This is a genomic window from Microbulbifer sp. YPW16, from assembly GCF_021290385.1.
Classification (GTDB): domain Bacteria; phylum Pseudomonadota; class Gammaproteobacteria; order Pseudomonadales; family Cellvibrionaceae; genus Microbulbifer; species Microbulbifer zhoushanensis.
The window spans coordinates 3,483,275-3,506,827 of sequence record NZ_CP089928.1 but is presented as its reverse complement, the minus strand read 5'-3'; the positions used below and the strand labels follow the sequence as shown (position 1 = coordinate 3,506,827).

The following is a 23,553-nucleotide window of genomic DNA, read 5'->3' as shown; positions in this document are numbered from 1 at the left end:
GCACCCGATTCACCAACACTTAAGAAGAATAGCACGCCAATTTTCCGCGGAGCCGATAGCGTCGAATACTAGCGGTGGGCACATACCCGGTTGCGACCGCCGCGCTTGGCCCGGTACAGGGCTTTGTCGGCCGCCGCCAGCACCTGGTCCGGAGCCCGCATCTCCCGGGATGCGGACGCCAGCCCCACGCTCACGGAAGTCTTGATCGCCTGGTTGCCGCCGCGCCCCCGCAGGCGCTTGCCTTTTGCCTTCTTGGCCGGCCGGCCGGCGCCACGGATACGCAAAGGATAGGCGGCAATTTTATCGCGCATCCGCTCCAGCGAGCGCTCGGCGCGCTCGCCATCACGGCCCCGGAACACCACCACAAATTCCTCGCCGCCATAACGGAACGCCCTGCCACCGCCGTACCGGGCAATCTTGCCCGCCACCATCCGCAGCGCCTGGTCCCCTACCTGGTGTCCATGGCGGTCATTGAGCTTCTTGAAGTGATCGATATCCACCACGGCGATACTGTAGTTGCGTCCCAGGGTTAGCAGGTAACGGCTGTAGGCGCGGCGCGAGGGGATACCGGTCAGCTCATCCCGGAAGGCCAGCTCGTATGCGCTGCGCAACGCCAGCAGGGCCAGCAGCAGCCCGGCACAGACCGCCAGGATCAACAGGGTACGGCTCCCACCACCCAGCACGTATACCGACAGGGCAAGGAGAATACAGGAGAGGAGGCCCAGGTTAACCGGGTCCCGGCGCACCATGGACACCGCTACACCCAGCAGTACAGCCAGCAGGAAAGCCAGGTCAGCCCAATTGAGCCCCGCCAGCCAGCCACCCGGCATGCCAGGTGACAGCCCGGAGACCAGTGCCGCCAGTGGCCTGGCCGATGAGAGGGCAGAGCTGCAACACTCGTACAGGGATACCAGCCCCAGGGCCTCGCCCGCCAGCACCGCCGTGAGCAACAGGCCAAAGCCGCTGAGCACGCTGCGATCACGCAGGCCCATAACAAGCGCGGTATTAAGAGACACCAGCGCCAGGCCGTGCACGGTCAACCATGGACGCGACGAGGCGGGCAGCTGCTCCAGCAGGATAAACCCTGCCAGTAACTGGCCCGCGACAAAGGCGAGCCGGCTGGATTTGAAATAGACGCCCAGCGCCAGCGCGGCTCCCAGCAACAACATCGCCAGCCGGGGCGCAAGGTCCAGGTCGATGGAAACGGGCTGGAAATAGAGCGCCGCAGCCAGGCCCAGGGCCAGTGCGGGCACCCAGCCCTGGCGGAATATATGCAGGATTTGCGATATCAACGGCATCGTCACTTCACAGTCCAACGGGGCTGCCGATTATAGGGATTGGTTCACGCGCCATCCGGCACTGGGTCGCAGACTGGAATGTGAGGGAGTCAGGCAGGCAGGGATATGGCCAATGGACCCGGAGGGGGGAACCGGTCGACAGCCGCGAACGGCTGCCGGCGGAATTACTTGACCACGCGCAGGGAGGGTTTTTTGGCGGATTTCTTGCCCAGGCTGGTGGGTGGCGTGGGCTCCGGCGGTTCGGGGGTTTCCTCAGCCTCGAACACCATGCCCTGCCCGTTCTCCCGTGCATAGATGCCCACCACAGCGCCCACAGGCACCTGGATGTCAGTGGGAACACCGCCGAAACGCGCATTGAAGCGGATTGCGTAGTTATCCATGGTCAGCCCGACCACGGCACTCTCGGAGATATTGAGTACTATCTGGCCATCTTCGTTGACGTGCTGCTGGGGCACCAGCACCCCGGAGAGATGGGTATCCACCAGGATGTAGGGCGTACAGCGGTTGTCGCTGATCCACTCGTAAAAGGCCCGCAGCACATACGGACGATTGGATGTCATGGCCGGTTTACTCAACGATCACCTCAACGCATTTCCCGTTCGAATTCGGTCAGGCTCTGCTGGAATGCCTCACGGGTAAACAGGCGATCCATATAGTCCAGCAACGGCTTGGCCTGCTTGGTCTTCGGCAGGCTGATTTCGAACTGCTCCAGGCGCCACAGCAGCGGGGCCATGCAACAGTCGACCAGGGAGAACTCTTCATTGAAGAAGAACGGCAGGTCGTTGAACAGCGGAGCGATACCTACCAGGCTGTCGCGCAATTCCTTGCGGGCCGCCGTCGCCTCTTTGCCCCCGGCCAGGATCTTGTCCACCAGCGGACACCAGTCCCGTTCGATACGATACATGATCTGGCGGCTCTGGGCGCGCGCCACGGGATAAACCGGCAGCAGTGGCGGGTGCGGGAAGCGCTCGTCCAGGTACTCCATCATGACCTTGGTTTCAAACAACACCAGGTCCCGGTCAACCAGGGTGGGCAGGGAGTTGTAGGGGTTGAGGTCCGCCAGCTCGGCCGGCTTGTCTTCCGGGTCCACATCGATGATATCGACAGAAACCCCTTTCTCCGCGAGCACGATACGCACGCGATGACTCAAATGACTACGACCATCGGAAAAGAAGGTCATGGAGGAGCGCTTGTTGGTGGGCACACCCATCTTGTAACTACCTCAAACTGGCGGCCGGCAATGCGCCGGCCGGGGATCCGAAAAACGAAAGGGTGATGGAGCAGCTCCACCACCCAGACACGGCGCCCGCTACTGGCTGGCGCCGGATAACTTTTGGCGATCGACCGCGGTTCAGTGCCCGATGTCTTTCCAGTACTCGCGGTTCAGCAACCAGGCGAACGCGAAGAACACGAGGATGAAGGCCAGCACATAGAAGCCCACGCGCTTGCGATCTTCCGCCATCGGCTCGGCGATGTACTCCATAAAGTTCACCAGGTCATACATGGCCTGGTCGAACTCCGCGTCGGTCATGGAACCCTTGACCTCGCCCACCTGCAGGCTGCCGCAGTCGGCATCCATGATCGGGTTACCCAGCTCATCGCGCACTACATGGCCGTGGTCACGCTTCGGACCCGGGGCGCATTCCGGCAGGCCCTGCAGCTCCATCAACACGTGCGGCATACCCACGTTCGGGAAAACCTTGTTGTTCACGCCGGTCGGGCGGCTGTCATCCTTGTAAAAACTGCGCAGGTAAGTGTAGAGCCATTCCGGGGAGCGGGACCGGGCCACCAGCGTCAGGTCGGGCGGCGCGGCGCCGAACCAGACCTTGGAATCCTCCGGCCGCATGGAGATCTTCATCAGGTCGCCGATCTTGTCGTCGCCCAGCACCAGGTTCTGCACCATCAGCTCATTGGGGATTTCCAGATCGCTGGCCACCCGCCCCCAGCGGGAAAAGTTGGCGCTGTGGCACCCCATGCAGTAGTTGACGAAATACTTGGCGCCGCGCTGCAGGGACGGCTTGTCCTGCAGGTCGATATTGATGTGGTCCAGCTCCACGGTGCTCTCCGCACCCACTGCCTTGATCGGCAGGAAGGCCAGCAGGAAGACCACCACGATACCCATAAACAGGACCCCGAACGTCTTCTCACCCGACGGGCTGGTAACCCGGGTCGGCGGCTCGCCGATGTGGTCGCGGCTGGTCAGCCACGGCAGCGCCGCGAACAGGCCAGCCAGGACCAGGGCTGAAATGCCCACGAACAGGCTCGCCTTGAAGTTGCTGACCGCCATCCACAGGAACAGCAGGCCGAAAATACCGCTCACCACCCAGGACGCCATGCTCTTGCGCTCGGTCGGGTTGGACCAGATAGGCATGGTGATGAAGTAAGCGAAGTAGAACAGCGTCGCTACCTGTGCCAGGAAGTTACGGCCCGGGGTCGGCGACTTCACACCCAGGTAACCCAGGATGATGAACACCGCGGCAAACACCAGCAGCAGCGCTTTCGGCAGCACGCCCTTGTAGCGGATGGAGCGCACAGGGCTCTTGTCCAGCCAGGGCAGCACGAACAGGATCGCAATCGCCGCGCCCATGGCCACCAGGCCCAGGAACTTGGCGGTCAGCGGGCCGATATCGATGGTTACTGCACGCAGGATGGCGTAGAAGGGCGTGAAGTACCATACCGGGGCAATATGCGCCGGGGTCTTCAGCGGGTTTGCCTCCTCAAAGTTGGCAAATTCCAGGAAGAAGCCGCCCATCTCCGGGAAGAAGAACACCACTACACAGAAGATAAACAGGAATACCGCAATACCCACCAGGTCGTGCACGGTGTAGTACGGGTGGAAGGCAACACCGTCTTTCGGCACGCCATTCTCGTCCTTCACCTTCTTGATATCGATACCGTCGGGGTTGTTGGACCCCACTTCGTGCAGCGCCAGGATGTGCAGCACTACCAGCAGCACCAGTACCAGCGGCAGCGCGATCACGTGCAGCGAGAAGAAGCGGGTCAGGGTGATACCGGAGATCAGGTAGTCACCACGAATCCACTGTACCAGGTCCTCACCAATCCCGGGGATGGCACCAAACAGGGACACGATCACCTGGGCACCCCAGTAGGACATCTGGCCCCACGGCAGCACGTAGCCCATGAAGGCCTCGGCCATCAGGACCAGGTAGATACACATACCGAAGATCCACACCAGCTCGCGCGGCGGCTTGTAAGAGCCGTACATCAGGGCGCGGAACATATGCAGGTAGACCACCACAAAGAAGGCGGATGCGCCGGTGGAGTGCAGGTAGCGGATCAGCCAGCCCCATTCCACGTCACGCATGATGTACTCGACGGAAGCGAAGGCGCCGTCAGCGGACGGGTTATAGCTCATCACCAGCCAGATGCCGGTCAGCAGCTGGTTGGCCAGCACCAGCATCGACAGGACGCCGAAGAAGTACCAGAGGTTGAAGTTCTTGGGCGCGTAATACTTGCCCATATGGGTATCCCAGGCGCGATAAATCGGCAGCCGCTGGTCTACCCAGTCACCCAATGCCGTTAGCCAGTTCATGCGCTGCCCTCCTGGTCCACACCGATTACGATCACATCATCATTTTCATAGGAGTAAGGCGGCACATCCAGGTTGGTCGGGGCCGGCACTCCCGTGTACACGCGACCAGCCATGTCGTACTTGGAGCCGTGGCACGGGCAGAAAAAGCCACCCAGCCAATCAGCACCGCCCAGGTCGGCGGCACCCACCTCGGGGCGGAACATCGGGGCACAGCCAAGGTGCGTGCAGAGTCCTACCAGCACCAGCAGCTGCGGTTTGATGGAACGACTCTTGGGATCGACGTATGCCGGCTGGTTGGACTCCTCAGAATCCGGGTCTCGCAGCATCGGCACAACCTTCTCCAGGTTCTGCAGGGCCTCCTCGCTGCGACGCACCACGTAGACCGGCTTACCACGCCACTCAACGGTGACCATCTGGCCCGGCTCGAGCTTGCTGACATTGTATTTAACCGGGGCGCCGGCCGCCTTGGCCTTGGCACTCGGATTCCAGGACTTAACAAATGGCACGGCAATTCCCACCGCCCCGGCACCACCTACTACAGAGGTGGCAGCGGTCAGGAAACGGCGCCGGCCTACGTTTACACCGTCATCACTCATGACGTAGTTCTCCCATCACAGCTTCTCCCCGGGGGAAGATTGGCTGACCCAAACCCAAAAAAGTTGTAGAAAAGGTCCCTTAAAGGTTCCCCCGGAAAGATTGCCCGGGCGGATTAACCCCAAAAATCAAGCGGATACAAATTCGCGCAATGTTAAAGAAAATGCCATTTTGATACAAGGTAAACACGGAAGGGAACGTCGGGCATCGCGTAGCGAACTGGCCACAAATTAACCAAAACCTGTGACAACTGGCCGACTCCCGCAGGAGACAGGAATAAAAAAGCCCGGCAGGAGCCGGGCTTGAAAAAGCAGATTAACGCTTGGAGAACTGCGGTCTCTTGCGCGCCTTGCGCAGACCCACTTTCTTCCGCTCTACCGCACGCGCATCGCGGGTTACGTAACCCTCTGCACGCAGCGGCTCACGCAGCGCCTCGTCGTACTGCATCAGTGCGCGGGTCAGGCCGTGACGGATAGCGCCCGCCTGGCCGAAGGAACCGCCGCCCTTCACAGTGACGTGGATATCAAATTTTTCCACCATATCGACCTTTTCCAGCGGCTGGCGCACGATCATGCGAGCCACTTCGCGGCCGAAATACTGGTCCAGGGTGCGACCGTTCACGGTGATTTTGCCTTCACCCTGCTCGATGAATACACGGGCAGTGGAGGTCTTCCGACGGCCGGTACCGTAATATTGAGTAGTTGCCATAAGAGTATTTCCGTTTAGATCGCCAGTTCAATCGGCTGTTGCGCCGCGTGAGGATGTTCGCTGCCTTTATACACTTTCAGCTTTTTGAACATCGCACGACCCAAAGGACCTTTCGGCAGCATGCCCTTGACGGCGCTCTGGATAGTGCGCTCGGGGGCTTTTTCGATCAGTTTCTCAAAGCTGATGGACTTGAGACCACCGGGGTAGCCGGAGTGGCTGTGGTAGATCTTGTCCTGCGCCTTGCGACCGGTCACGCGGACCTTTTCGGCGTTGATCACAATGATGTAATCACCGGTGTCCACGTGGGGCGTATACTCAGGCTTGTGCTTGCCGCGCAGACGGGTGGCGATCTCGGCGGAAATACGCCCGAGGGTCTTGTCCGCAGCGTCGACAATGTACCAGTCGCGAGTTACCGCTTCCGGCTTGGCACTGTAAGTCTTCATGTTATAAAACACCTGCATTGGGCCCCCGGAATGGAGGCCGTCCCACAAAAGAGCGCGAATACTACATAAGCGCCCGGGGCATTTCAAGGATTATCTGGGTGATTTTTAACCCGCCTGACATCAACTTAGCCTGGACGGTGGGGCCGCGCCAGATACTCCCGCGACTGCATCTCCAGCAGGCGGCTGACCGTGCGTTCAAACTCGAACCGCAGGTGCCGGCCCTGGTACAACTCCGCCACTGGCACCTCCGCCGAGATGACCATCTTGACACAGCGGTCATAAAACTCGTCCACCAGGTTGATAAAGCGGCGGGCCTGGTTCTCCATGCGCCCATCCATCCGGGGCACATTGGCCAGCAACACGCTGTGATACTCCCGCGCCAGCTCTATATAGTCGTTCTGTGAACGGGGTCCATCGCAGAGTTCCGCGAACTCGAACCAGGCCACATCATCCGCCTCCTTGCGCGCCACGATCGAGCGCCCCTCTATATCCAGTGCCTCGTACTCACGGATCTCGGCCCCCTCCACGATCAGGCTGGCAAAGCTCTCCTCCAGGCTCCGGTCCGCCTCCGCATCGAGGGGACAATGATACAGCTCGGCCCTCTCCAGCGCCCGCAGCCGGTAGTCGGTGCCGCCGTCCACATTCAGCACCCTGGTATGCCGCCGCAGCAGGTCGATGGCCGGCAGGAAGCGCGCCCGCTGCAGGCCATTGCGATACAGGCCCTCTGGCTCGATATTGGAGGTGGCCACCAGTGCCACCCCGCGCCGGAAAAGCGCGTCCAACAGGCTCGCCAGGATCATCGCGTCGGTAATATCGGACACGAAGAACTCGTCAAAGCAGAGAACCCGGGTACGCGCGGCGATACCGTCGGCCACCAGCTCCAGCGGGTTCTTCTCGCCATCGAGGCGCTTGAGCTCGCGATGCACCTCGCGCATAAAGCGATGGAAGTGCGTGCGCTGCTTCTCGGCAAAGGGCAGTGACTCGTAGAATGCGTCCATCAGGTAGGTCTTGCCGCGCCCTACCCCACCCCAGAAATAGAGGCCGGTTTCCGGCTCGCGCGCGGGCCGCTGCCACAACCCTTGCAGGCGCTGCCACAGCCCCTGCGCCTGCCGCTCAGAACACAGTCGCTCATAGAGGTCCTGCAGTTCCTCGACAGCGGCTTCCTGCGCAGGATCGGCGACAAAATCCGGTCGCTGCAGGTCCCGCTGGTAACGCTCGATCGGCGAGAGCCGTGATGGCCGCTGGGTAGAGATGTCGGCAGGCATGGTTCGATGTTGGACCCTGGGTGGTTGCGAGGGGCGCCACTTTACCAAAATACGCGCAATCCCGCCTAGCGCGGGGACGACCGAGCAGCTGGACCCGATACGGGCTGACCAGCCGGCCATTATTTCCAAATCGCCCCGACGCCAGCGCCTGAATTGCGTATACTAGGCCCTGGACGGCGCCACGGACGGCGCAGACATTCGCAATCCGGGAGACTGTATTCGTGCACTCTACATCCATTCTTATTCTGGTCGGGATTCTGGGACTGGCGCTGGGCGCGCTGCTGGCATTTCTCGCCACCCGCAACCGCGGCGGTATCGACCGCACCCAGGAACTGGAGCTGCGCCTGAAGGAGTCCAACCGCAAGCTCGAGGACTTCCAGCTGCAGGTCAACGAACACTTTGACCAGACTGCCCAGCTGGTTCACAACCTCACCGAGAGCTACCGCGAGGTGCACGAGTACCTGGCGAACAGCGCCATGCGCCTCTCCAGCCAGGATATCGGCCGGCAGATGCTGGAGGCCGGTAGCGGAAAGCTGAGCGAAAACGACGAGAGCCTCAAGAGCGTCGAGCCCCCCCGGGACTGGGCCCCGAAAGAGCCCGGCGCCAAGGGCACCCTGGCCGAGGATTACGGCCTGGACAGGGACCAGCACGAGCGCTCCGAGAGCGTGGCCAATCGCTAACCGGCTCCCTGGCCGAAGAAAGCCAGGAAACAGCACGGCAAGGGCCGCGCGGCGGCAATAAAAAAGGGCGGGTATCAACCCGCCCTTTTTCGTTTCACCTTTCCCGGTCAGATGCTCTGGTAGTAATCCATCAGGATCTGGGCAACCTCCGGGCGGGAGAACTCCGGGGGCGGCGCAATGCCGTCACCCAGCATTTCACGCACCTTGGTGCCGGACAGCAGGATGAAGTCCTCCTTGGTGTGATCCGGCACGTCCCGCATCATCACCACCTTATTCAGCTTTTTTGAGTAGGCCGTGTGATCCGCGCGGAAGATTTCGATCTCCAGCGCCCCTTCCGGTACCTTCTCGTCGAAAATGGTCTGCGCATCGAAGGCGCCGTAATAGTCACCCACGCCGGCGTGGTCGCGGCCCACGATCAGGTGGCTGCAGCCACAGTTCTGGCGGAATACCGCGTGCAGCACAGCCTCCCGGGGCCCGGCATAGAGCATGTCAAAACCATAGCCGGTCACCATCACGGTGTTCGCGGGGAAGTACAGCTCGACCATCTTGCGGATTGACGCATCGCGTACCGGCGCCGGGATATCCCCGGGCTTCAGCTGGCCCAGCAGCATATGGATCAGCACACCATCGGCGTCCACCGACTCCAGGGCCATCTTGCACAGCTCCTCGTGGGCGCGGTGCATCGGGTTGCGGGTCTGGAATGCGACCACCTTGTTCCAGCCGCGCTCGGCGAACTCATGGCGAATCTCCACTGCAGTGCGGAAAGTATCCGGGAAGTCGCTCTGGAAGTAGCTGAAGTTCAGCACCTCGATTGGCCCGGAAATCAGCTTGCGCCCGGCGGACTTGAAGGTGGCCACCCCGGGATGCTTGTCATCCAGCGTGCCGTACACCTCCTCTACGATAGTATTGACCTGCTCGTCAGTGACGGTTTCGATGGCCTCCACATCCATGATCGCGACGACCGGATTACCTTCCACATTGGGGTCGCGCAGCGCAATTCGGGACGCGCCCTCAATGGCGCTGGTGTCCTGCACCATGTTGACCACCGGCACCGGCCAGAACAGGCCATCGGAGGTACGCAGGGACTTCGCCACGCTCAGGGTATCGGCCAGGTTCATATAGCCGTGCAGCGGGTTGAAGTAGCCGGCCCCCAGCATTACCGCATTGGCAGCTGCGGCTGAACTTACCACGATTGACGGCAGGGACTCCGCCTCGTGCATCAGCTGGTGGTGCCGTTCACTGTCGTAGACAAAGCGGGGCTGCAGCTCGACGCTGCCGTGGGGGCGAACCAGGGACATACGGGTCTCCGAAAGTTTATCGTTTCTTGCTAGTGGAATAATCAGGAGCACGCATTATACGGAATCCGGGCGTGTACCCAAGGGGCAGCGAATTTGCGGCACGCGATGAATCCGGGCGCCAAACCCGTATAATGGCCGCAAATTCAGGAGGCAAGAGTGTCCTTACAACGATTTCTGCAAGACTGGGCCATCCCCGCAGGCATCGGCCTGCTGCTGGCAGTGGGTGCCCTGCTGCTGTTCCCCCAGCTGCGTGATGGGGCATTCGGTCCCGAGCGGGACGAGTGGAGCGGCCCCGTGTCCTATGCCCGGGCGGTCAATAATGCCAGCCCGGCGGTGGTCAACATTTATACCCGCAGCGCCGTGCCCCAGCAGCGCCACCCGCTGCTGGACAACCCCGCCTTCCGCGCCCTGCTCGAGAGCACCGAGCTTCCCCACCAACTGCGGGACCGCATGCAGGCCAACCTGGGCTCCGGCGTTATCGTGAGCGAGGATGGCTATATCCTCACCAATCACCACGTGATCAACCAGGCCGAAGCGATCACCGTCTACCTGGCCGACGGGCGCGAGGCCCGCGCGGAACTGGTGGGCACCGAGCCAAACTTCGACCTCGCCGTGCTCAGGGTCGACCTCCCCGACCTGCGGACCATCGAGGTGGGCGACCCGGAACAGGCCCAGGTGGGCGATATTGTGCTGGCAATCGGCAACCCCTTTGGCGTCGGCCAGACTGTGACCCAGGGCATCATCAGCGCCACCGGCGCCCGCAACCTGACCAACTACGGCGCGGGCGGCTGGCTACAGAGCTTCCTGCAGACTGATGCGGCGGTAAACCCCGGCAATTCCGGCGGTGCCCTGGTGGATACCCGTGGCCGGCTGCTGGGCATCAACACATCGATCCTGGACAAGAGCGGCTACACCGGCGGTATCAGCTTTGCCATTCCCGCCAACATCGCCCTCAAGGTGATGGAGGACATCATCGAGTATGGCCGCGTGGTGCCGGGCTGGCTGGGGATCGAGGCCGCCGACCTGCGGCAGTTACCGCAGCTGGCCCCCACCCTCAAGCTGCCCCCGTCGACCGAGGGTATCGTGGTGCTCGCCATCTATAACGAGGGCCCGGCCTTCAAGGCCGGCCTGAAGCCCGGCGACGTGCTCACCCATATCAATGGCCTGCCACTCAATAACGGTATTCGCGGCCCGGCGACCATGTTCACCCTGCGCCCGGGCGACACGGTCACCATCAGCTACATCCGCAATGGCATCGAGTCGACCACCGAGGCTATCGTTGCAGAGCCGCCGAAGTCCCAGGGCGAGGACCCCGGCCAGGCAGCGCCACCGCCCACCCAGGAATAACAACCACAATGAGGACGCTAGCCATGCGTATATCCCTGATTCTCGCAATAGCAGTCACCACCCTCCTGGGCACACCGGCAATTGCCGACGATCGCGCCGCCCTGGATAAGCAGCTGGACAACTTCCTCGCCGCCACCCACAAGAAACAGGCACACCAGCGTTTCTGGGCGGAGGACCTGGTCTACACCAGTTCCAGCGGTGCCCGCTTCGGCAAGGAGACGATCCTGCAAGGATTCGAGGGACAGGAACAGCAACCGGCTACCGCCGCTTACCGGGCAGAGGATGTGGATATCCGGCTGTTCGGGGACACTGCTGTCGTGGCCTTCCGGCTGGTGGCCGAGGAAAGGGCGCAGCCCGATGCCGGTGACAAGCCAGGGGACAGCGCCCCGACCTCCTACTTCAACACCGGCACCTTCGTGAAACGTGATGGCGAATGGCGCGCCGTGGCGTGGCAGGCGACCAGGATCCCGGCACAGGAAGACTGACGCGGGTCAGTCCTTTACCCGGTACTCGGCCGAACGGGCATGGGCCTCCAGGCCCTCGCCGCGGGCCAGGGCCCCGGCTACGCGACCAAGCTGGTCGGCGCCTTCCGGGGAGCAGTGAATAATCGAGCTGCGCTTCTGGAAATCGTACACCCCCAGCGGCGAGGAAAACCGTGCAGTGCCACTGGTAGGCAGTACATGGTTGGGACCGGCACAGTAATCCCCCAATGCCTCGGCGGTGTGGCGCCCGAGGAAGATCGCCCCGGCATGGCGAATCTGCGGCAGGTAGCTTTCCGGATCCGCCACAGACACTTCCAGGTGCTCGGGGGCGATCCGGTTGGCCACCTCGATGGCCTGCTCAATCGAATCCACCGCGACCAGCGCACCGCGCCCCGCCAGCGATGTGGCAGCGATATCGCGGCGCGGCAATTCATCGAGCAGCTTTTCCAGTGAGGCCTCCACCGCACCAAGGAAACCCCGGTCGGGACTGAGCAGGATCGACTGCGCCTGCTCATCGTGCTCCGCCTGGGATAGCAGGTCCATGGCAATCCAGTCCGGGTCTGTCTGGCCGTCACAGATCACCAGGATTTCAGACGGGCCGGCAATCATATCGATTGCCACACGCCCGAAAACGGCCCGCTTGGCACTGGCAACGAAGATATTGCCCGGACCGACAATCTTGTCCACCCGCCCCACTGTCTCGGTACCATAGGCCAGCGCGGCCACCGCCTGGGCCCCGCCGATGGTGAAGACCCTGTCCACACCCGCAATCGCCGCTGCCGCCAGCACCAGGTCACTGACCTGGCCATCGGGCGCCGGCACCACCATGGTGACGGAATCCACACCGGCCACCCTGGCCGGCAGCGCATTCATGAGCACCGAGGAGGGGTAGCTGGCCTTGCCACCGGGCACATAGATACCCACACGCTCCATCGGCGTGATTTTCTGGCCCAGCACCGTGCCATCGGACTCTGTGTACTGCCAGGATTCCTGCCGCTGGCGCTCGTGGTAGGCACTCACGCGCTCCGCGGCCACCTCAAGGGCTCCGCGCTCGGCCGCGGATATTCTCTGCAGGGCTGCCTGCAGGGCCTCGGCGGACAGCACAAAACCCTTCGCGGATTGCAGGTCGCGGCGATCGAAACGGTTGGTATATTCGATCAGGGCGGCGTCGCCACGGGTGCGAACATCCTGCAGAATGGCAGCTACAGTCTGCTCGACAGCATCATCGGCAACCGATTCCCAGGCGAGCAGATCGTCGAGCTGCCGGTCGAAATCGGCACTTGCGGCATCCAGCCGGCGGATCAGGGCGCTGCTCATATCGGCCACCTCAGCTTGCATCCCGCGCGCTCACAGCGGCGGAGAGTTTCTCGATCAGGGCATTGATGGGGCTGTATTTCATTTTCATCGACGCCTTGTTCACGATCAGGCGACTGCTGATATCCGCGATCTTGTCCCGCGCCTCCAGGCCGTTGGCCCGCAGCGTATTGCCGGTATCGACGATATCCACGATCTCATCGGCCAGCTCCATCAAAGGCGCCAGCTCCATCGCCCCGTACAACTTGATGATATCCGCCTGGCGCCCCTGGGCCGCATAGTAGCGCCGCGCACTCTGCACAAATTTGGTCGCAACCCGGATCCGGCCACGCGGCAGTGCTGCACCGGCGATTCCCGCCGTCATCAACTGGCAGCGCGCGATTCCCAGGTCGAGCGGTTCGTAGAGCCCATCACTAGGATGCTCCAGCAACGTATCCTTACCCGCAACACCAATGTCAGCGGCCCCGTGCTGCACATAAGTGGGCACATCCACACCGCGCAGGATCAACAGGCGTACGCCATCCTGGTTGGTGGGGAATATCAGCTTGCGGCTCTTGGTGATGTCTTCCTGCGGCTCCAGGCCGGCGGCCGCCAGGAGCGGCAGGGTTTCCTTGAGGATCCGCCCCTTGGTAAGCGCTATTGTGATCTGCATCGTTATGACAGTTATTCAGGTATGTTTTGGGCCACAGGGCCGGGTCCACCCCGGACCCTGTGGTAACTCACTGGGAGTCAGCCGGGCACGCGACGGATGTTGGCACCGAGCTGCTGTAGTTTTTCCTCGATACATTCGTAGCCGCGGTCGATATGGTAGATCCGGTCCACCACTGTGGTGCCCGTGGCCACCATTCCGGCAATCACCAGGCTGGCGGAAGCCCGCAGGTCCGACGCCATCACCGGAGCCCCATTCAGTTGCTCCACACCGGTGACGATTGCGGTATTACCCTCGAGGCTGATATTGGCCCCCATACGATTGAGCTCATGCACCTGGATCAGGCGATTCTCGAAAATCGTCTCGACCACCGTCCCCTTGCCCTCGGCGACAGCGTTGACCACCATCAGCTGCGACTGCATATCAGTAGGGAATGCCGGATACGGGGCGGTGCGGAAACTGACCGCCTTCGGGCGATTGCCCTTCATGTCGAGCTCGATCCAGTCATCACCGGTGCTCAGGTGCGCGCCGGCCTCCTCGAATTTGACCAGTACCGCATCGAGGATGTCGGCGCGGGTATGGGTCAGGTGCACCTTGCCCCGGGCGGCGGCCGCCGCCGCCAGGAATGTGCCGGTCTCGATCCGGTCGGGCATCACGCTGAAAGTGCAGGAATTCAGCCGCTTGACGCCATGCACCCGCAGGGTATCGGTGCCCACACCCTCGATCTGGGCGCCCATGGCAATCAGGAACTCGGCCAGGTCGACAATTTCCGGCTCCCGTGCAGCGTTGTGCAGGACAGTGGTTCCTTCGGCCAGTACCGCAGCCATCAGCAGATTCTCGGTGCCGCCAACAGTGACCTTCTCCATCACGATATTGGCGCCCTTCAGGCGGCCATTGGAGCGCGCGCGAATAAACCCGCCGTCTATGGTGATCTCGGCACCCATGGCCTCCAGGCCCTTCAGGTGGATATCCACCGGGCGGCTGCCGATGGAACACCCCCCCGGAAATGACACATTTGCCACCCCGTGGCGGGCGAGCAACGGCCCCAGCACCAGGATGGACGCGCGCATGGTTTTCACCAGCTCGTAGGGTGCCGTCAGCTCATTCACCGAACGGGGATCAATCTCCACCGCCAGTTTCTCGTCCACGGTCACCTCGCACCCCATGCAACGCAGCAGCGTAATCATGGTGGTGATGTCGTTGAGGTGCGGCAGGTTGTGAATATGTACCGGGCCATCGGCCAGCAACGCCGCGGCAAGGATCGGCAGTGCGGCATTCTTGGCTCCGGAAATCCGCAGCTTGCCGGAAATGGGGCTACCGCCCTCAATAATCAGTTTATCCATTCAACCGCGGTCCTATTTACCGGCTTCTGCCGGCGTCAATGTCTGCATCTGCACGGCGTGCAGGGTGCCATCGGCGATCTTTTCACCGAGCGCACCATAGACCAACTGTTGTTTTTTTAGCCGGCTCAACCCCTCGAAAGAGGCGCTCACGACGGTAACCATCAGGTGGCTGCCCTCGAATGCGACATCGGCATGACTATCGGGAATATGCCCTTCGATCAGGGCCTTGATTTCTTCAGGTTGCATAGGCGGGGAAACTTGGAATTGAAAAGCGGCAGTGTACTGAAATCGGTGGGCGGGTGCAGCTTTCCGCCGCACCCACCGGGAAACTGCTGGTTAACCGACCTGGTTGGCGACATTGTCCGCGGCGGACCAGTTGGCAATCACCTTGTCGATATCACCCTCGTGGGCCTGCATCGCCTGGGCAAACTGGCTGCGGAAAGTCTTTCCGAGGTTCACACCATTGAGGATCACATTGATCAGCTTCCACTGGCCGGCGCGATTGCGCACCAGCGTATAGGACACCTTGGTGATCCCCTCCTGGCTGCGCACCTCCTGCAATACATTCACACGGCGGCCTGACACCGGCGTGCCCGGGTTGACCACGCGCACCTCCATATCACCAAAGCTGGCCACACCGCGGGCGAACGTTGCCACCAGGTCCTTGCGGAAGGCACTGGTGAAGCGCGAGCGCTGGGCGGTGGTGGACTGCTTGGCATAGCGCCCCATAACACCGCGGGCAATGAAGTTGAAATCCACCACCGGCTCGAGGACACTGTCCACCGCACTGTAGTAACGCTGCGGATCGGAATTCATATACTGCGCATTGGCGCGAATCACACCCAGCAGCTTCTGGGAAACCCCCTCGATCATGGCGTAGGGATCCTGGGCCGCACTGGCGAACGGGGTCCAGGCTGCAACCAGCAGGGCACACAGGACCAGGCGGGCACGCCGGGTAAAGCTCTGGCGGGCGTTGTTCATAGAGAAGCTCACAAATAATCTCCCATTGGCAAATCGATCCTTGGACGCACGTGGCGGCAAAAAGTGCCATACGACCATCTGGCTCCCGCAGCATCCTGCCTACGGCCAGCGCAACCCCGCCGTCACCCGATCACTGAACCACACGGACAAAGAGGACGGAGCTGACAGTGACGGCGGCAGACTATACCATGGCCGCGGCCCAAGTTGGGGCGATGTAATGACATGAAATCAGTGACAGAGGCCTCGCTTTGGTACATGGATGGGCGCCTGATGCAACTCTTCCCGATAACAAGAGGTTAGCATGCCGCAAGTCTGGCTGGCGGTGATTGCCGTCCTCGGTGGCGCAGCCGGGCTCATCTGGAGCGCCGATCGGTTTGTCGCCGGCAGCGCAGCCCTGGCACTTCGGATGGGGCTCTCCAAGCTGGTGATCGGGCTCACCATTGTCTCACTGGGAACTTCAGCCCCGGAAATCATGGTCGCTGGCAGTGCCGCCCTCAAAGGTGCCGGCGAAATCGGCGTCGGCAATGCACTGGGCTCCAACCTGGCCAATATCGGCCTGGTGCTGGGCGCCACCGCGCTGGTCGCCCCCCTCCCCGCCCAGCCGCACCTGCTGCGCCACGAAATCCCCACACTACTGGCGGTTACGGGCCTCGCGGGCCTGGTCCTGGCTGATGGCTACCTGTCCCGTACAGAGGGCCTGGTCATGCTGGGCCTGATCCCGCCGCTGCTGTGGCTGACGGTGCACTTCAAGAAGCGCCACCACGGCCCGGAGGAAGAGGACCTGGACATCCAGGCCTACACCACAGCCCGCGGCTTTGCCCTGTTCACCATCGGCCTGGCAGCCCTGCTGCTCAGCTCGGAGATCCTTGTCTGGGGCGCGCGTCACCTCGCCCTGGCGGCCGGCATCAGCCCCCTGGTGATCGGTCTCACGGTGGTCGCGCTGGGCACCAGCCTGCCCGAGCTGGCCGCCTCACTGGCAAGCGTGATCAAGGGGCATTTCGACCTGGCGCTGGGCAACATCATCGGCTCCAACATCATCAACCTGCTCGCGGTCATGGCACTGCCTGGCGCCATTGCCAGCATCCAGATGGAGATTGAGGTATTCTCCCGCGATTATCTCGCCATGCTGGCGGTCACGCTGCTGCTGGTGGCAGCGGTCAGCGCCAGTCTCTGGCGCAGGCCCACACGGGCACGCCTGGGCCGCACACTGGGCATCGTGCTGCTGGCGAGCTACTGCGGCTACTATTGGCTCCTGTTCCACAACTGAAACAGGGCACCCCGGAATTCCTACAATTGATTGAGCTGTAAACAGAGATTCACAATGACCCAGGACCTGATACTGCAAGCCGGCCGTCGCACCGTATTGATGGAAAACGAGGCCGTCGCGGCACTGGAAAACCGTATCGACGAGGGCTTCAAGCGCGCCTGTGAGCTGATCCTGCAATGCCGCGGGCGAGCCATCGTTACCGGCATGGGCAAGTCCGGCCATATCGGCAACAAGATTGCCGCCACCCTGGCCAGCACCGGCACACCCAGTTTCTTTGTGCACCCGGGCGAAGCCAGCCACGGCGACCTCGGCATGATCACCCGCGAGGACCTGGTGATCGCCATTTCCAATTCGGGCTCCTCGGCCGAGGTGCTGACCCTGCTGCCACTGCTCAAGCGACTGGGCATCCCCATGATCAGCATGACCGGCAAGGCCGACTCTCCGCTGGCCCAGGCCGCTGAAGTCAACCTGGACATCTCGGTGGAGACCGAGGCCTGCCCGCTCAACCTGGCTCCCACCTCCTCAACCACCGTCACCCTGGTGATGGGCGACGCCCTGGCCGTGGCCCTTCTGGAGGCGCGCGGCTTTACCGCCGAGGACTTCGCCTTCTCCCACCCGGGCGGCGCGCTGGGCCGGCGACTGCTGCTGAAAGTGGAAGATGTAATGCATGCCGGCGAGGAGCTGCCCCGGGTCTCGCCGGAAACCCCGCTATCCAAGGCCCTGCTGGAAATGACCAGCAAGGGCTTCGGCATGACCACGGTGGTGGATAACAAGGGCACCCTGCTGGGCGTATTTACTGATGGCGACCTGCGCCGGGTAATCGACCAGAAAGTGGAACTGGACAAGGCCACCATGGACGTGGTCATGAGCCGGCGCCCGAAAACAGTCTCCGCCGACACCCTCGCCGCCGAGGCACTGCGGATAATGGAAGATAACAAGATCACCGCGCTGGTGGTGGAAGACAGCGCCCGCCACCCCATCGGCCTGCTGCATATGCACGATATACTGCGCGCCGGCGTAATCTGATCCCACGACTGCCTGCGACTGAATGAGAGAAGGACAAGAAACTGTGAGTTCCAGCGAAAAGCAGCAAGAGAAAATCGACCGCAAACTGGCGCAGGTGCGCTGGCTGGTCCTGGACGTCGATGGCGTCCTCACCGATGGCCGCCTGTATTTCGACAACAGCGGCAATGAACTGAAAACCTTCAATACGCTGGATGGCCACGGCATCAAGATGCTGCAGAAGTCCGGCGTCCAGGTGGCGATCATTACCGGGCGCCGCAGCAGTGTGGTGGAGCGCCGGGCCCACGACCTGGGCATCCACAAACTGATCCAGGGTCGCGAAGACAAGTTTGCCGCCCTGCAGGAGCTGCTCGATGGGGACAGCTGCCGGCTGGAGGACATTGCCTATGTCGGTGATGATTACCCGGACCTGCTGGTAATGACTCGCATCGGCTGCCCTATCTCGGTCCCCAATGCCGCATCACCGGTACGTGAGCGGGCAATATGGGTCACCAGCAGTCGCGGCGGTGAAGGCGCAGTACGCGAGGTCTGCGACCGCATTATGCATGCCCAGGGTACCTTCGCTGCCGCACTGGCCCCCTACATCGGGGAGCACTGATGCGCACCTGGCTACCCCTGTTCGTGATCGTGGCCCTGATCAGCGCCGTCGCCTGGTTCGCCGAGAGCCCGCCGCCGGAACTGCTGGGCAAGCAACCTACCCCGAGGCAATACAACCGCGCCCCGGACCTGGTTATCCGGGATGCGCGCACGCGCCACTTCAACCTGGAGGGCAACCTGGCCTACCGGGTGGATGCTGAGCGGATTACTTTCTTCCAGTTTGCCCGCCGCGATCGCGCCAACCTGAAAGAGCCGCGCATCCTTTTCTACCAGGGTGACCAGCCCAGGTGGCGCACGGAATCACGCTCGGGCGTGGCCCACAACAACGGCGAACGGGTGGTCCTGCGCGGCGAAGTGCATATCAATGAACTCCCGGAGCCCGGTGGCATCGTACTGGATACCGAGAAAATCACCATCAAGCCCCGCCAGGAATACGCGGAAACAGACAAACTTGTTACTATTGCCGCCGGCCCGAACCGGACGCAGGGAAAAGGCCTGCGCGCCTTCCTGAAACAAGACCGGGTAGAGATACTCTCCGAGGTGGAAAGCACCTATGAAACTCAATAAATTCCTGTGCGCCCTGGCGGTCACCACACTACTGCTGCAGGGAATGCACGCCACGGCACTGCCGTCCGACCGCCAACAACCGGTCAAGGTCAACGCGCAGAAGCTGGAAGCCAACCGCGGCAAGAACCTGTCGGTCTACAGCGGCAACGTGGTCATCACGCAGGGCTCGCTGCAGATCCGCGCCGATCGCGTGGAAGTGCACGGCAACCCGGAAGGGGAGATCCGGCGCGTCATCGCCACCGGCAATCCGGCCCACTTCCAGCAACAGATGCAGCAGAGCCAGAACCTGGTCAAGGCCCGCGCGCGCCGCATCGAGTTCAAGGTCAACGCCGACGAACTGCAGCTGACCGGTGACGCCCACGTGGACCGTGACGGCAACACCCTGGCGGCGGAGAGGATCGACTATGACCTCAACAGCGAAAAAATGCAGGCCCAGGGCCAATCTGGCGACGGCCGGGTCGAGATGATCTGGAAACCGGAGCGCAAGCCCGAAGGGACAGCCCCGGCCGACAGCGCAGAAGATAACAAGGATTCGACGGAAGGCCAGTAACCCCTTCCCACCGGGGCCGCGCCTCGCAATCCCCAGATCCAGCGCGGGATGCCGCCTCGGCATCTCGCGCCCAGCAGGAATTCAGTATGCCAACGCTACAGGCGTTACACCTCGCCAAACAGTACAAGAAGCGCAAAGTCGTACGGGACGTATCCGTCAGCGTATCGAGCGGCCAGGTCGTGGGCCTGCTGGGCCCCAATGGGGCCGGCAAAACCACCTGCTTCTACATGATCGCCGGCCTGGTGCGCGCGGACGCGGGCCAGGTGCTGATCGATGAAGAAGACATCACGCGGTTATCCATGCACGGCCGGGCCCGCAAGGGCATCGGCTACCTGCCGCAGGAGGCCTCGGTATTTCGCCGCCTCAGCGTCCGCGACAACATTCTCGCCATCCTCGAGACCCGCAAGGACCTTACCCGGGCGCAGCGGCAGGAGCGGGCCGATGAGCTGCTGAACGAATTCAATATCACCCACATCTCCGGCAGCCTGGGCATGTCCCTGTCCGGCGGCGAGCGACGCCGGGTGGAGATTGCGCGAGCCCTGGCCACCGATCCGGCATTCGTCCTGCTCGACGAACCCTTTGCCGGCGTCGATCCCATTTCGGTCAACGATATCAAGCAGATCATCCAGCACCTGCGCCAGCGTGGCATTGGCGTCCTGATCACTGACCACAACGTGCGCGAGACCCTGTCCATTTGTGAGACCGCCTATATCGTCAGCGAAGGCCACATCATCGCCGCTGGCGCACCGGATGAGGTGCTCTCCAACCAGCAGGTACGCGAGGTTTACCTGGGCCACGAATTCACCATCTGATGCGGACCGGGCGCCGAAAACCGTCCTAGGCAGAGGGGGCAATCTGCATATCTGTCACCTCCATCGCCGGCGGAGGCAATACGGTCATCATTTTCGGCACACTTATTGCTTGTAATCGCGCCCACAGCAGGTTAGTCTGCCGCCTTATCGAAATTCGGAAGAATATTTCGTTCTAGCGGTTCTCTACCCTGTATGAAGCAATCCCTCCAGCTCAAGCTCGGCACCCAGCTGACGATGACCCCGCAGCTGCAGCAGGCGATTCGCCTCCTGCAACTGTCGACGCTCGACCTGCAACAGGAGGTCCAGTCGGCCCTGGACAGCAACCCGCTGCTGGAGACCGATACCGGAGAGCATGGCGAACATGAAGCCTCCGCGGATGAGGCCAAGGGCGAGGATCACCCGACCCCCGGGCCCGATGACCGCACGGCCAGCGCCAGCGAATCCGGTACAGATGCCGCGAGCGAGAGCGAATGGAACAACGACATTCCCGACGACCTGCCGGTCGATACCCACTGGGATGACATCTACAGCGGTGGCAGCTACAGCGGCCCGACCGGCGAGGACAACCTGCTGGAGCAGCGCAATGCCACCTCCGAAAGCCTCCACGACCACCTGCTGTGGCAACTGAACCTCACCCCACTCTCCCGGCACGACAAACTGATTGCCGAAACCCTGATCGACGCGATCGATACCCGGGGCTTCCTGCAGTCGCCACTGGCGGAGCTGGCCGAGGCGCTGGAGGTCGGTGAGGATGAAATCCTGGCGGTCCTGAAAACCATCCAGCAGTTTGAGCCCGCCGGATGTGCGGCGCGCGACCTGCGCGAGTCCCTGCTGCTGCAGCTGCTGCAGATGCCCGCCGAGACCCCCTGGCTCGCCGAGGCCCAGGCCATCGTCGACTTGCACCTGGACCTGCTGGGTAAACGCGACTTTCGCCAGCTGGGGCGCCGCACCCGGCTGAATGAGGCCCAACTGGGTGAAGTGATGCGGCTGATCCAGTCGCTCAACCCGCACCCGGGCGAGGCCTTTGGCGGCGATGAGCCGCAATATGTCGTACCGGATGTGATCGTAACCCGGCGCCAGCAACGCTGGCAGGTGGAGCTGAACCCGGAAACCACCCCGCGGCTGCGCATCCATGCCGGTTATGCCTCCATGATCAAACGCGCGGACAACTCCGCCGATAACAACTTCCTGCGCGATCACCTGCAGGAGGCACGCTGGTTCCTCAAGAGCCTGCAGAGCCGCAATGAGACCCTGCTCAAGGTGGCCTCGAGCATCGTCGAGAAACAGCAGGGCTTTTTCGAGCAGGGCCCCGAGGGAATGAAACCCATGGTGCTGGCGGATATTGCTGAAACCGTGGGCATGCACGAGTCCACTATTTCACGGGTCACCACGCAAAAGTATATGTTCACACCCCGCGGGGTCTTTGAGCTCAAATACTTCTTTTCCAGCCACGTCAGCACCAATTCCGGTGAGGATGCCTCGTCTACCGCGATCCGCGCACTGATCCGCAAGCTGGTCGACGCCGAGCAGCCACGCAAGCCCCTGTCCGATAACAAGATCACCCAGGAGCTGGCCAACCAGGGAATCAAGGTTGCCCGCCGCACGGTCGCCAAATATCGCGAATCCATGGGCATACCCTCTTCCAGTGAGCGCAAGCGCCTGATCTGAGACCACTGCAGGCCCCGCCAACCGGGCCCTAGCGGCGCAACCTGACCCCATCGGAAAATACGGTCACCACCACTTGCCGGGCATGCAATCCCACGCGGCCCGCAACCAATACCTCAAGTTTGAGTGTATCCTTCCAATCTGGCGTACTTCCTAGTAGGGTTGCCGCCCTGACAGGGGGTGCTGCCGGTTCAAACCGCGCTTTCGATGCACTCGAACAGGAGAATTCCATGCAAGTCAACATCAGTGGCCGCCACCTGGAAGTGACTTCAGCCCTTCGCGATTATTGTCTCGAAAAACTGGATAAACTCTCCCACCACAATGACCTGATCACGACGGGACAGGTAACCCTGTCAATGGAAAAGAAAGAAATACAGCGCGCCGAGGCACTGTTTCACGTCAATGGGCGGGAGATCTTTGCGGATTCGGAAGCGGATGATATGTACGCGGCAATTGACGCCCTCACGGACAAGCTCGATCGCCAGCTGATAAAACACAAAGAGAAGTTGCGAGCCCATCGTTAAGCTATGACATTGGAAGCATTACTCTCGCCCAGCCTCAGCCTTTGCCGGGTGGCGGGCAGCAGCAAAAAGAAGCTCTTGCTGAATATTGCCCAGGCGATAGCCGAGCAGTATCCACACCTGGACGCAGACACGATTTTCAACCAGATGATCGCGCGCGAGCGGCTGGGCTCCACCGGCATCGGGGATGGTGTCGCCATCCCCCACTGCCGCCTGCCGGGCTGCCAGGAGGCCATTGGTGTACTGTGCACCACTGAGCCGGCGATCGATTTCGATGCTGCCGACCGCCAGCCGGTCGACCTGCTATTCGCCCTGCTGGTGCCGGAAAACGCGGAGCAGGAACACCTGGACACCCTGGCGGAAATCGCCGCCCTGTTTAACGACAGCAGGGTCAGGGAGAAGCTCCGCCAGGCGGACTCCAGCGACGAGCTCTACGCCCTGGCCATCGACAGCGCTGCCGCAGCCTGAAGCACACCAGCGCCGTCCCACTGCGATCCTTCACAAACATCCGTTATCGTTGTGCCGGACGCCGCAATGGCGGATCATTGGCCAATGCGACCGGGAGCCCGCCGGTCGCTCTTGCCCGGGCAGGTAGC

General features: G+C 62.0%; 26 protein-coding genes. 12 read left to right on the top strand and 14 right to left on the bottom strand.

Annotated elements, in window-relative coordinates:
• Nucleotides 1-68 precede the first annotated feature (68 nt).
• From LVE68_RS15180 to zapE, 8 genes are all read right to left on the bottom strand, one after another.
• A complete protein-coding gene (locus LVE68_RS15180) occupies nt 69-1,298 on the bottom strand; it encodes a GGDEF domain-containing protein (RefSeq protein ID WP_232941282.1) in 1,230 nt (409 codons plus the stop codon).
• Nucleotides 1,299-1,462: 164 nt separating this feature from the next.
• A complete protein-coding gene (locus LVE68_RS15175; RefSeq protein WP_232941281.1) occupies nt 1,463-1,858 on the bottom strand; it encodes a ClpXP protease specificity-enhancing factor in 396 nt (131 codons plus the stop codon).
• 23 nt (nt 1,859-1,881) lie between these two features.
• Nucleotides 1,882-2,508 (bottom strand): glutathione S-transferase N-terminal domain-containing protein, encoded by a 627-nt coding sequence (locus LVE68_RS15170; RefSeq protein WP_232941280.1) that lies wholly within the window; start codon nt 2,506-2,508, stop codon nt 1,882-1,884.
• 141 nt (nt 2,509-2,649) lie between these two features.
• Nucleotides 2,650-4,851: a ubiquinol-cytochrome c reductase gene (locus tag LVE68_RS15165; RefSeq protein ID WP_232941279.1), complete on the bottom strand. Its 2,202-nt coding sequence runs from the start codon at nt 4,849-4,851 to the stop codon at nt 2,650-2,652.
• A complete protein-coding gene (gene petA, locus LVE68_RS15160; RefSeq protein ID WP_232941278.1) occupies nt 4,848-5,447 on the bottom strand; it encodes a ubiquinol-cytochrome c reductase iron-sulfur subunit in 600 nt (199 codons plus the stop codon). Before petA ends, LVE68_RS15165 begins: the two co-directional genes overlap by 4 nt.
• Before the next feature lie 313 nt (nt 5,448-5,760).
• Nucleotides 5,761-6,153 (bottom strand): 30S ribosomal protein S9, encoded by a 393-nt coding sequence (gene rpsI, locus LVE68_RS15155; protein WP_232941277.1) that lies wholly within the window; start codon nt 6,151-6,153, stop codon nt 5,761-5,763.
• A gap of 14 nt (nt 6,154-6,167) precedes the next feature.
• Complete coding sequence (gene rplM / locus LVE68_RS15150) at nt 6,168-6,596, bottom strand: 50S ribosomal protein L13 (protein WP_232941276.1); 429 nt, start codon at nt 6,594-6,596, stop codon at nt 6,168-6,170.
• A 125-nt stretch (nt 6,597-6,721) separates the two neighbouring features.
• Nucleotides 6,722-7,861, bottom strand: a complete 1,140-nt coding sequence (gene zapE / locus LVE68_RS15145; protein ID WP_232941275.1) for a cell division protein ZapE — start codon at nt 7,859-7,861, stop codon at nt 6,722-6,724.
• 221 nt (nt 7,862-8,082) lie between these two features.
• Between zapE and LVE68_RS15140 the strand changes: the two genes are divergently transcribed.
• On the top strand, nt 8,083-8,541 hold the full coding sequence (locus tag LVE68_RS15140) for a YhcB family protein (protein ID WP_232941274.1): 459 nt from the start codon (nt 8,083-8,085) through the stop codon (nt 8,539-8,541).
• A 107-nt stretch (nt 8,542-8,648) separates the two neighbouring features.
• Here the strand turns inward: LVE68_RS15140 and sat are convergent, their stop codons facing one another.
• Nucleotides 8,649-9,839, bottom strand: a complete 1,191-nt coding sequence (sat, locus tag LVE68_RS15135; protein ID WP_232941273.1) for a sulfate adenylyltransferase — start codon at nt 9,837-9,839, stop codon at nt 8,649-8,651.
• A gap of 156 nt (nt 9,840-9,995) precedes the next feature.
• On the opposite strand from sat, the gene LVE68_RS15130 reads away from it, so the two are divergent.
• Both LVE68_RS15130 and LVE68_RS15125 read left to right on the top strand, forming a co-directional pair.
• Nucleotides 9,996-11,186, top strand: coding sequence for a S1C family serine protease (locus tag LVE68_RS15130; RefSeq protein ID WP_232941272.1), 1,191 nt, complete (start codon nt 9,996-9,998; stop codon nt 11,184-11,186).
• 23 nt (nt 11,187-11,209) lie between these two features.
• On the top strand, nt 11,210-11,671 hold the full coding sequence (locus LVE68_RS15125; protein WP_232941271.1) for a nuclear transport factor 2 family protein: 462 nt from the start codon (nt 11,210-11,212) through the stop codon (nt 11,669-11,671).
• 6 nt (nt 11,672-11,677) lie between these two features.
• Here the strand turns inward: LVE68_RS15125 and hisD are convergent, their stop codons facing one another.
• The 5 genes from hisD to LVE68_RS15100 all read right to left on the bottom strand — a co-directional run bounded on the left by hisD (nt 11,678) and on the right by LVE68_RS15100 (nt 15,967).
• Nucleotides 11,678-12,985: a histidinol dehydrogenase gene (gene hisD, locus LVE68_RS15120; RefSeq protein ID WP_232941270.1), complete on the bottom strand. Its 1,308-nt coding sequence runs from the start codon at nt 12,983-12,985 to the stop codon at nt 11,678-11,680.
• A gap of 10 nt (nt 12,986-12,995) precedes the next feature.
• On the bottom strand, nt 12,996-13,634 hold the full coding sequence (gene hisG, locus LVE68_RS15115; protein WP_232941269.1) for an ATP phosphoribosyltransferase: 639 nt from the start codon (nt 13,632-13,634) through the stop codon (nt 12,996-12,998).
• A 77-nt stretch (nt 13,635-13,711) separates the two neighbouring features.
• Nucleotides 13,712-14,974: a UDP-N-acetylglucosamine 1-carboxyvinyltransferase gene (gene murA / locus LVE68_RS15110; RefSeq protein WP_232941268.1), complete on the bottom strand. Its 1,263-nt coding sequence runs from the start codon at nt 14,972-14,974 to the stop codon at nt 13,712-13,714.
• Nucleotides 14,975-14,986: 12 nt separating this feature from the next.
• Nucleotides 14,987-15,220: a BolA family protein gene (locus LVE68_RS15105; protein ID WP_232941267.1), complete on the bottom strand. Its 234-nt coding sequence runs from the start codon at nt 15,218-15,220 to the stop codon at nt 14,987-14,989.
• Between the two features lie 90 nt (nt 15,221-15,310).
• Complete coding sequence (locus tag LVE68_RS15100) at nt 15,311-15,967, bottom strand: MlaC/ttg2D family ABC transporter substrate-binding protein (RefSeq protein WP_232941266.1); 657 nt, start codon at nt 15,965-15,967, stop codon at nt 15,311-15,313.
• A 289-nt stretch (nt 15,968-16,256) separates the two neighbouring features.
• On the opposite strand from LVE68_RS15100, the gene LVE68_RS15095 reads away from it, so the two are divergent.
• The 9 genes from LVE68_RS15095 to ptsN all read left to right on the top strand — a co-directional run bounded on the left by LVE68_RS15095 (nt 16,257) and on the right by ptsN (nt 23,425).
• Complete coding sequence (locus LVE68_RS15095) at nt 16,257-17,222, top strand: calcium/sodium antiporter (protein ID WP_232941265.1); 966 nt, start codon at nt 16,257-16,259, stop codon at nt 17,220-17,222.
• 54 nt (nt 17,223-17,276) lie between these two features.
• Nucleotides 17,277-18,248, top strand: coding sequence for a KpsF/GutQ family sugar-phosphate isomerase (locus LVE68_RS15090; RefSeq protein WP_232941264.1), 972 nt, complete (start codon nt 17,277-17,279; stop codon nt 18,246-18,248).
• Nucleotides 18,249-18,291: 43 nt separating this feature from the next.
• Entirely contained in the window at nt 18,292-18,843 is a 552-nt protein-coding gene (locus tag LVE68_RS15085) for a KdsC family phosphatase (RefSeq protein WP_232941263.1), read from the top strand.
• On the top strand, nt 18,843-19,409 hold the full coding sequence (gene lptC, locus LVE68_RS15080) for an LPS export ABC transporter periplasmic protein LptC (RefSeq protein ID WP_232941262.1): 567 nt from the start codon (nt 18,843-18,845) through the stop codon (nt 19,407-19,409). Before LVE68_RS15085 ends, lptC begins: the two co-directional genes overlap by 1 nt.
• Nucleotides 19,396-19,959 carry a lipopolysaccharide transport periplasmic protein LptA gene (gene lptA, locus LVE68_RS15075; protein WP_232941261.1) on the top strand — a complete coding sequence of 188 codons (564 nt, stop codon included), beginning with the start codon at nt 19,396-19,398 and terminating at the stop codon, nt 19,957-19,959. The genes lptC and lptA overlap by 14 nt, the downstream gene beginning before the upstream one ends.
• 86 nt (nt 19,960-20,045) lie before the next feature.
• A complete protein-coding gene (gene lptB / locus LVE68_RS15070) occupies nt 20,046-20,771 on the top strand; it encodes an LPS export ABC transporter ATP-binding protein (protein ID WP_232941260.1) in 726 nt (241 codons plus the stop codon).
• Nucleotides 20,772-20,963: 192 nt separating this feature from the next.
• Nucleotides 20,964-22,439: an RNA polymerase factor sigma-54 gene (locus LVE68_RS15065; RefSeq protein ID WP_232941259.1), complete on the top strand. Its 1,476-nt coding sequence runs from the start codon at nt 20,964-20,966 to the stop codon at nt 22,437-22,439.
• A 227-nt stretch (nt 22,440-22,666) separates the two neighbouring features.
• The gene (hpf, locus tag LVE68_RS15060) at nt 22,667-22,960 is read left to right on the top strand and encodes a ribosome hibernation-promoting factor, HPF/YfiA family (protein WP_232941258.1); all 294 of its coding nucleotides are present in this window, start codon (nt 22,667-22,669) and stop codon (nt 22,958-22,960) included.
• Between the two features lie 3 nt (nt 22,961-22,963).
• Complete coding sequence (gene ptsN, locus LVE68_RS15055; RefSeq protein WP_232941257.1) at nt 22,964-23,425, top strand: PTS IIA-like nitrogen regulatory protein PtsN; 462 nt, start codon at nt 22,964-22,966, stop codon at nt 23,423-23,425.
• Nucleotides 23,426-23,553 lie beyond the last annotated feature (128 nt).

Coding starts and splice junctions, on each gene's coding strand:
- LVE68_RS15180 (WP_232941282.1), bottom strand. CDS start 1,298: ATGCCGTTGATATCGCAAATCCTGCATATATTCCGCCAGGGCTGGGTG.
- LVE68_RS15175 (WP_232941281.1), bottom strand. CDS start 1,858: ATGACATCCAATCGTCCGTATGTGCTGCGGGCCTTTTACGAGTGGATC.
- LVE68_RS15170 (WP_232941280.1), bottom strand. CDS start 2,508: ATGGGTGTGCCCACCAACAAGCGCTCCTCCATGACCTTCTTTTCCGAT.
- LVE68_RS15165 (WP_232941279.1), bottom strand. CDS start 4,851: ATGAACTGGCTAACGGCATTGGGTGACTGGGTAGACCAGCGGCTGCCG.
- petA (WP_232941278.1), bottom strand. CDS start 5,447: ATGAGTGATGACGGTGTAAACGTAGGCCGGCGCCGTTTCCTGACCGCT.
- rpsI (WP_232941277.1), bottom strand. CDS start 6,153: ATGGCAACTACTCAATATTACGGTACCGGCCGTCGGAAGACCTCCACT.
- rplM (WP_232941276.1), bottom strand. CDS start 6,596: ATGAAGACTTACAGTGCCAAGCCGGAAGCGGTAACTCGCGACTGGTAC.
- zapE (WP_232941275.1), bottom strand. CDS start 7,861: ATGCCTGCCGACATCTCTACCCAGCGGCCATCACGGCTCTCGCCGATC.
- sat (WP_232941273.1), bottom strand. CDS start 9,839: ATGTCCCTGGTTCGCCCCCACGGCAGCGTCGAGCTGCAGCCCCGCTTT.
- LVE68_RS15125 (WP_232941271.1), top strand. CDS start 11,210: ATGCGTATATCCCTGATTCTCGCAATAGCAGTCACCACCCTCCTGGGC.
- hisD (WP_232941270.1), bottom strand. CDS start 12,985: ATGAGCAGCGCCCTGATCCGCCGGCTGGATGCCGCAAGTGCCGATTTC.
- hisG (WP_232941269.1), bottom strand. CDS start 13,634: ATGCAGATCACAATAGCGCTTACCAAGGGGCGGATCCTCAAGGAAACC.
- murA (WP_232941268.1), bottom strand. CDS start 14,974: ATGGATAAACTGATTATTGAGGGCGGTAGCCCCATTTCCGGCAAGCTG.
- LVE68_RS15105 (WP_232941267.1), bottom strand. CDS start 15,220: ATGCAACCTGAAGAAATCAAGGCCCTGATCGAAGGGCATATTCCCGAT.
- LVE68_RS15095 (WP_232941265.1), top strand. CDS start 16,257: ATGCCGCAAGTCTGGCTGGCGGTGATTGCCGTCCTCGGTGGCGCAGCC.
- LVE68_RS15090 (WP_232941264.1), top strand. CDS start 17,277: ATGACCCAGGACCTGATACTGCAAGCCGGCCGTCGCACCGTATTGATG.
- lptC (WP_232941262.1), top strand. CDS start 18,843: ATGCGCACCTGGCTACCCCTGTTCGTGATCGTGGCCCTGATCAGCGCC.
- lptA (WP_232941261.1), top strand. CDS start 19,396: ATGAAACTCAATAAATTCCTGTGCGCCCTGGCGGTCACCACACTACTG.
- lptB (WP_232941260.1), top strand. CDS start 20,046: ATGCCAACGCTACAGGCGTTACACCTCGCCAAACAGTACAAGAAGCGC.
- LVE68_RS15065 (WP_232941259.1), top strand. CDS start 20,964: ATGAAGCAATCCCTCCAGCTCAAGCTCGGCACCCAGCTGACGATGACC.
- hpf (WP_232941258.1), top strand. CDS start 22,667: ATGCAAGTCAACATCAGTGGCCGCCACCTGGAAGTGACTTCAGCCCTT.
- ptsN (WP_232941257.1), top strand. CDS start 22,964: ATGACATTGGAAGCATTACTCTCGCCCAGCCTCAGCCTTTGCCGGGTG.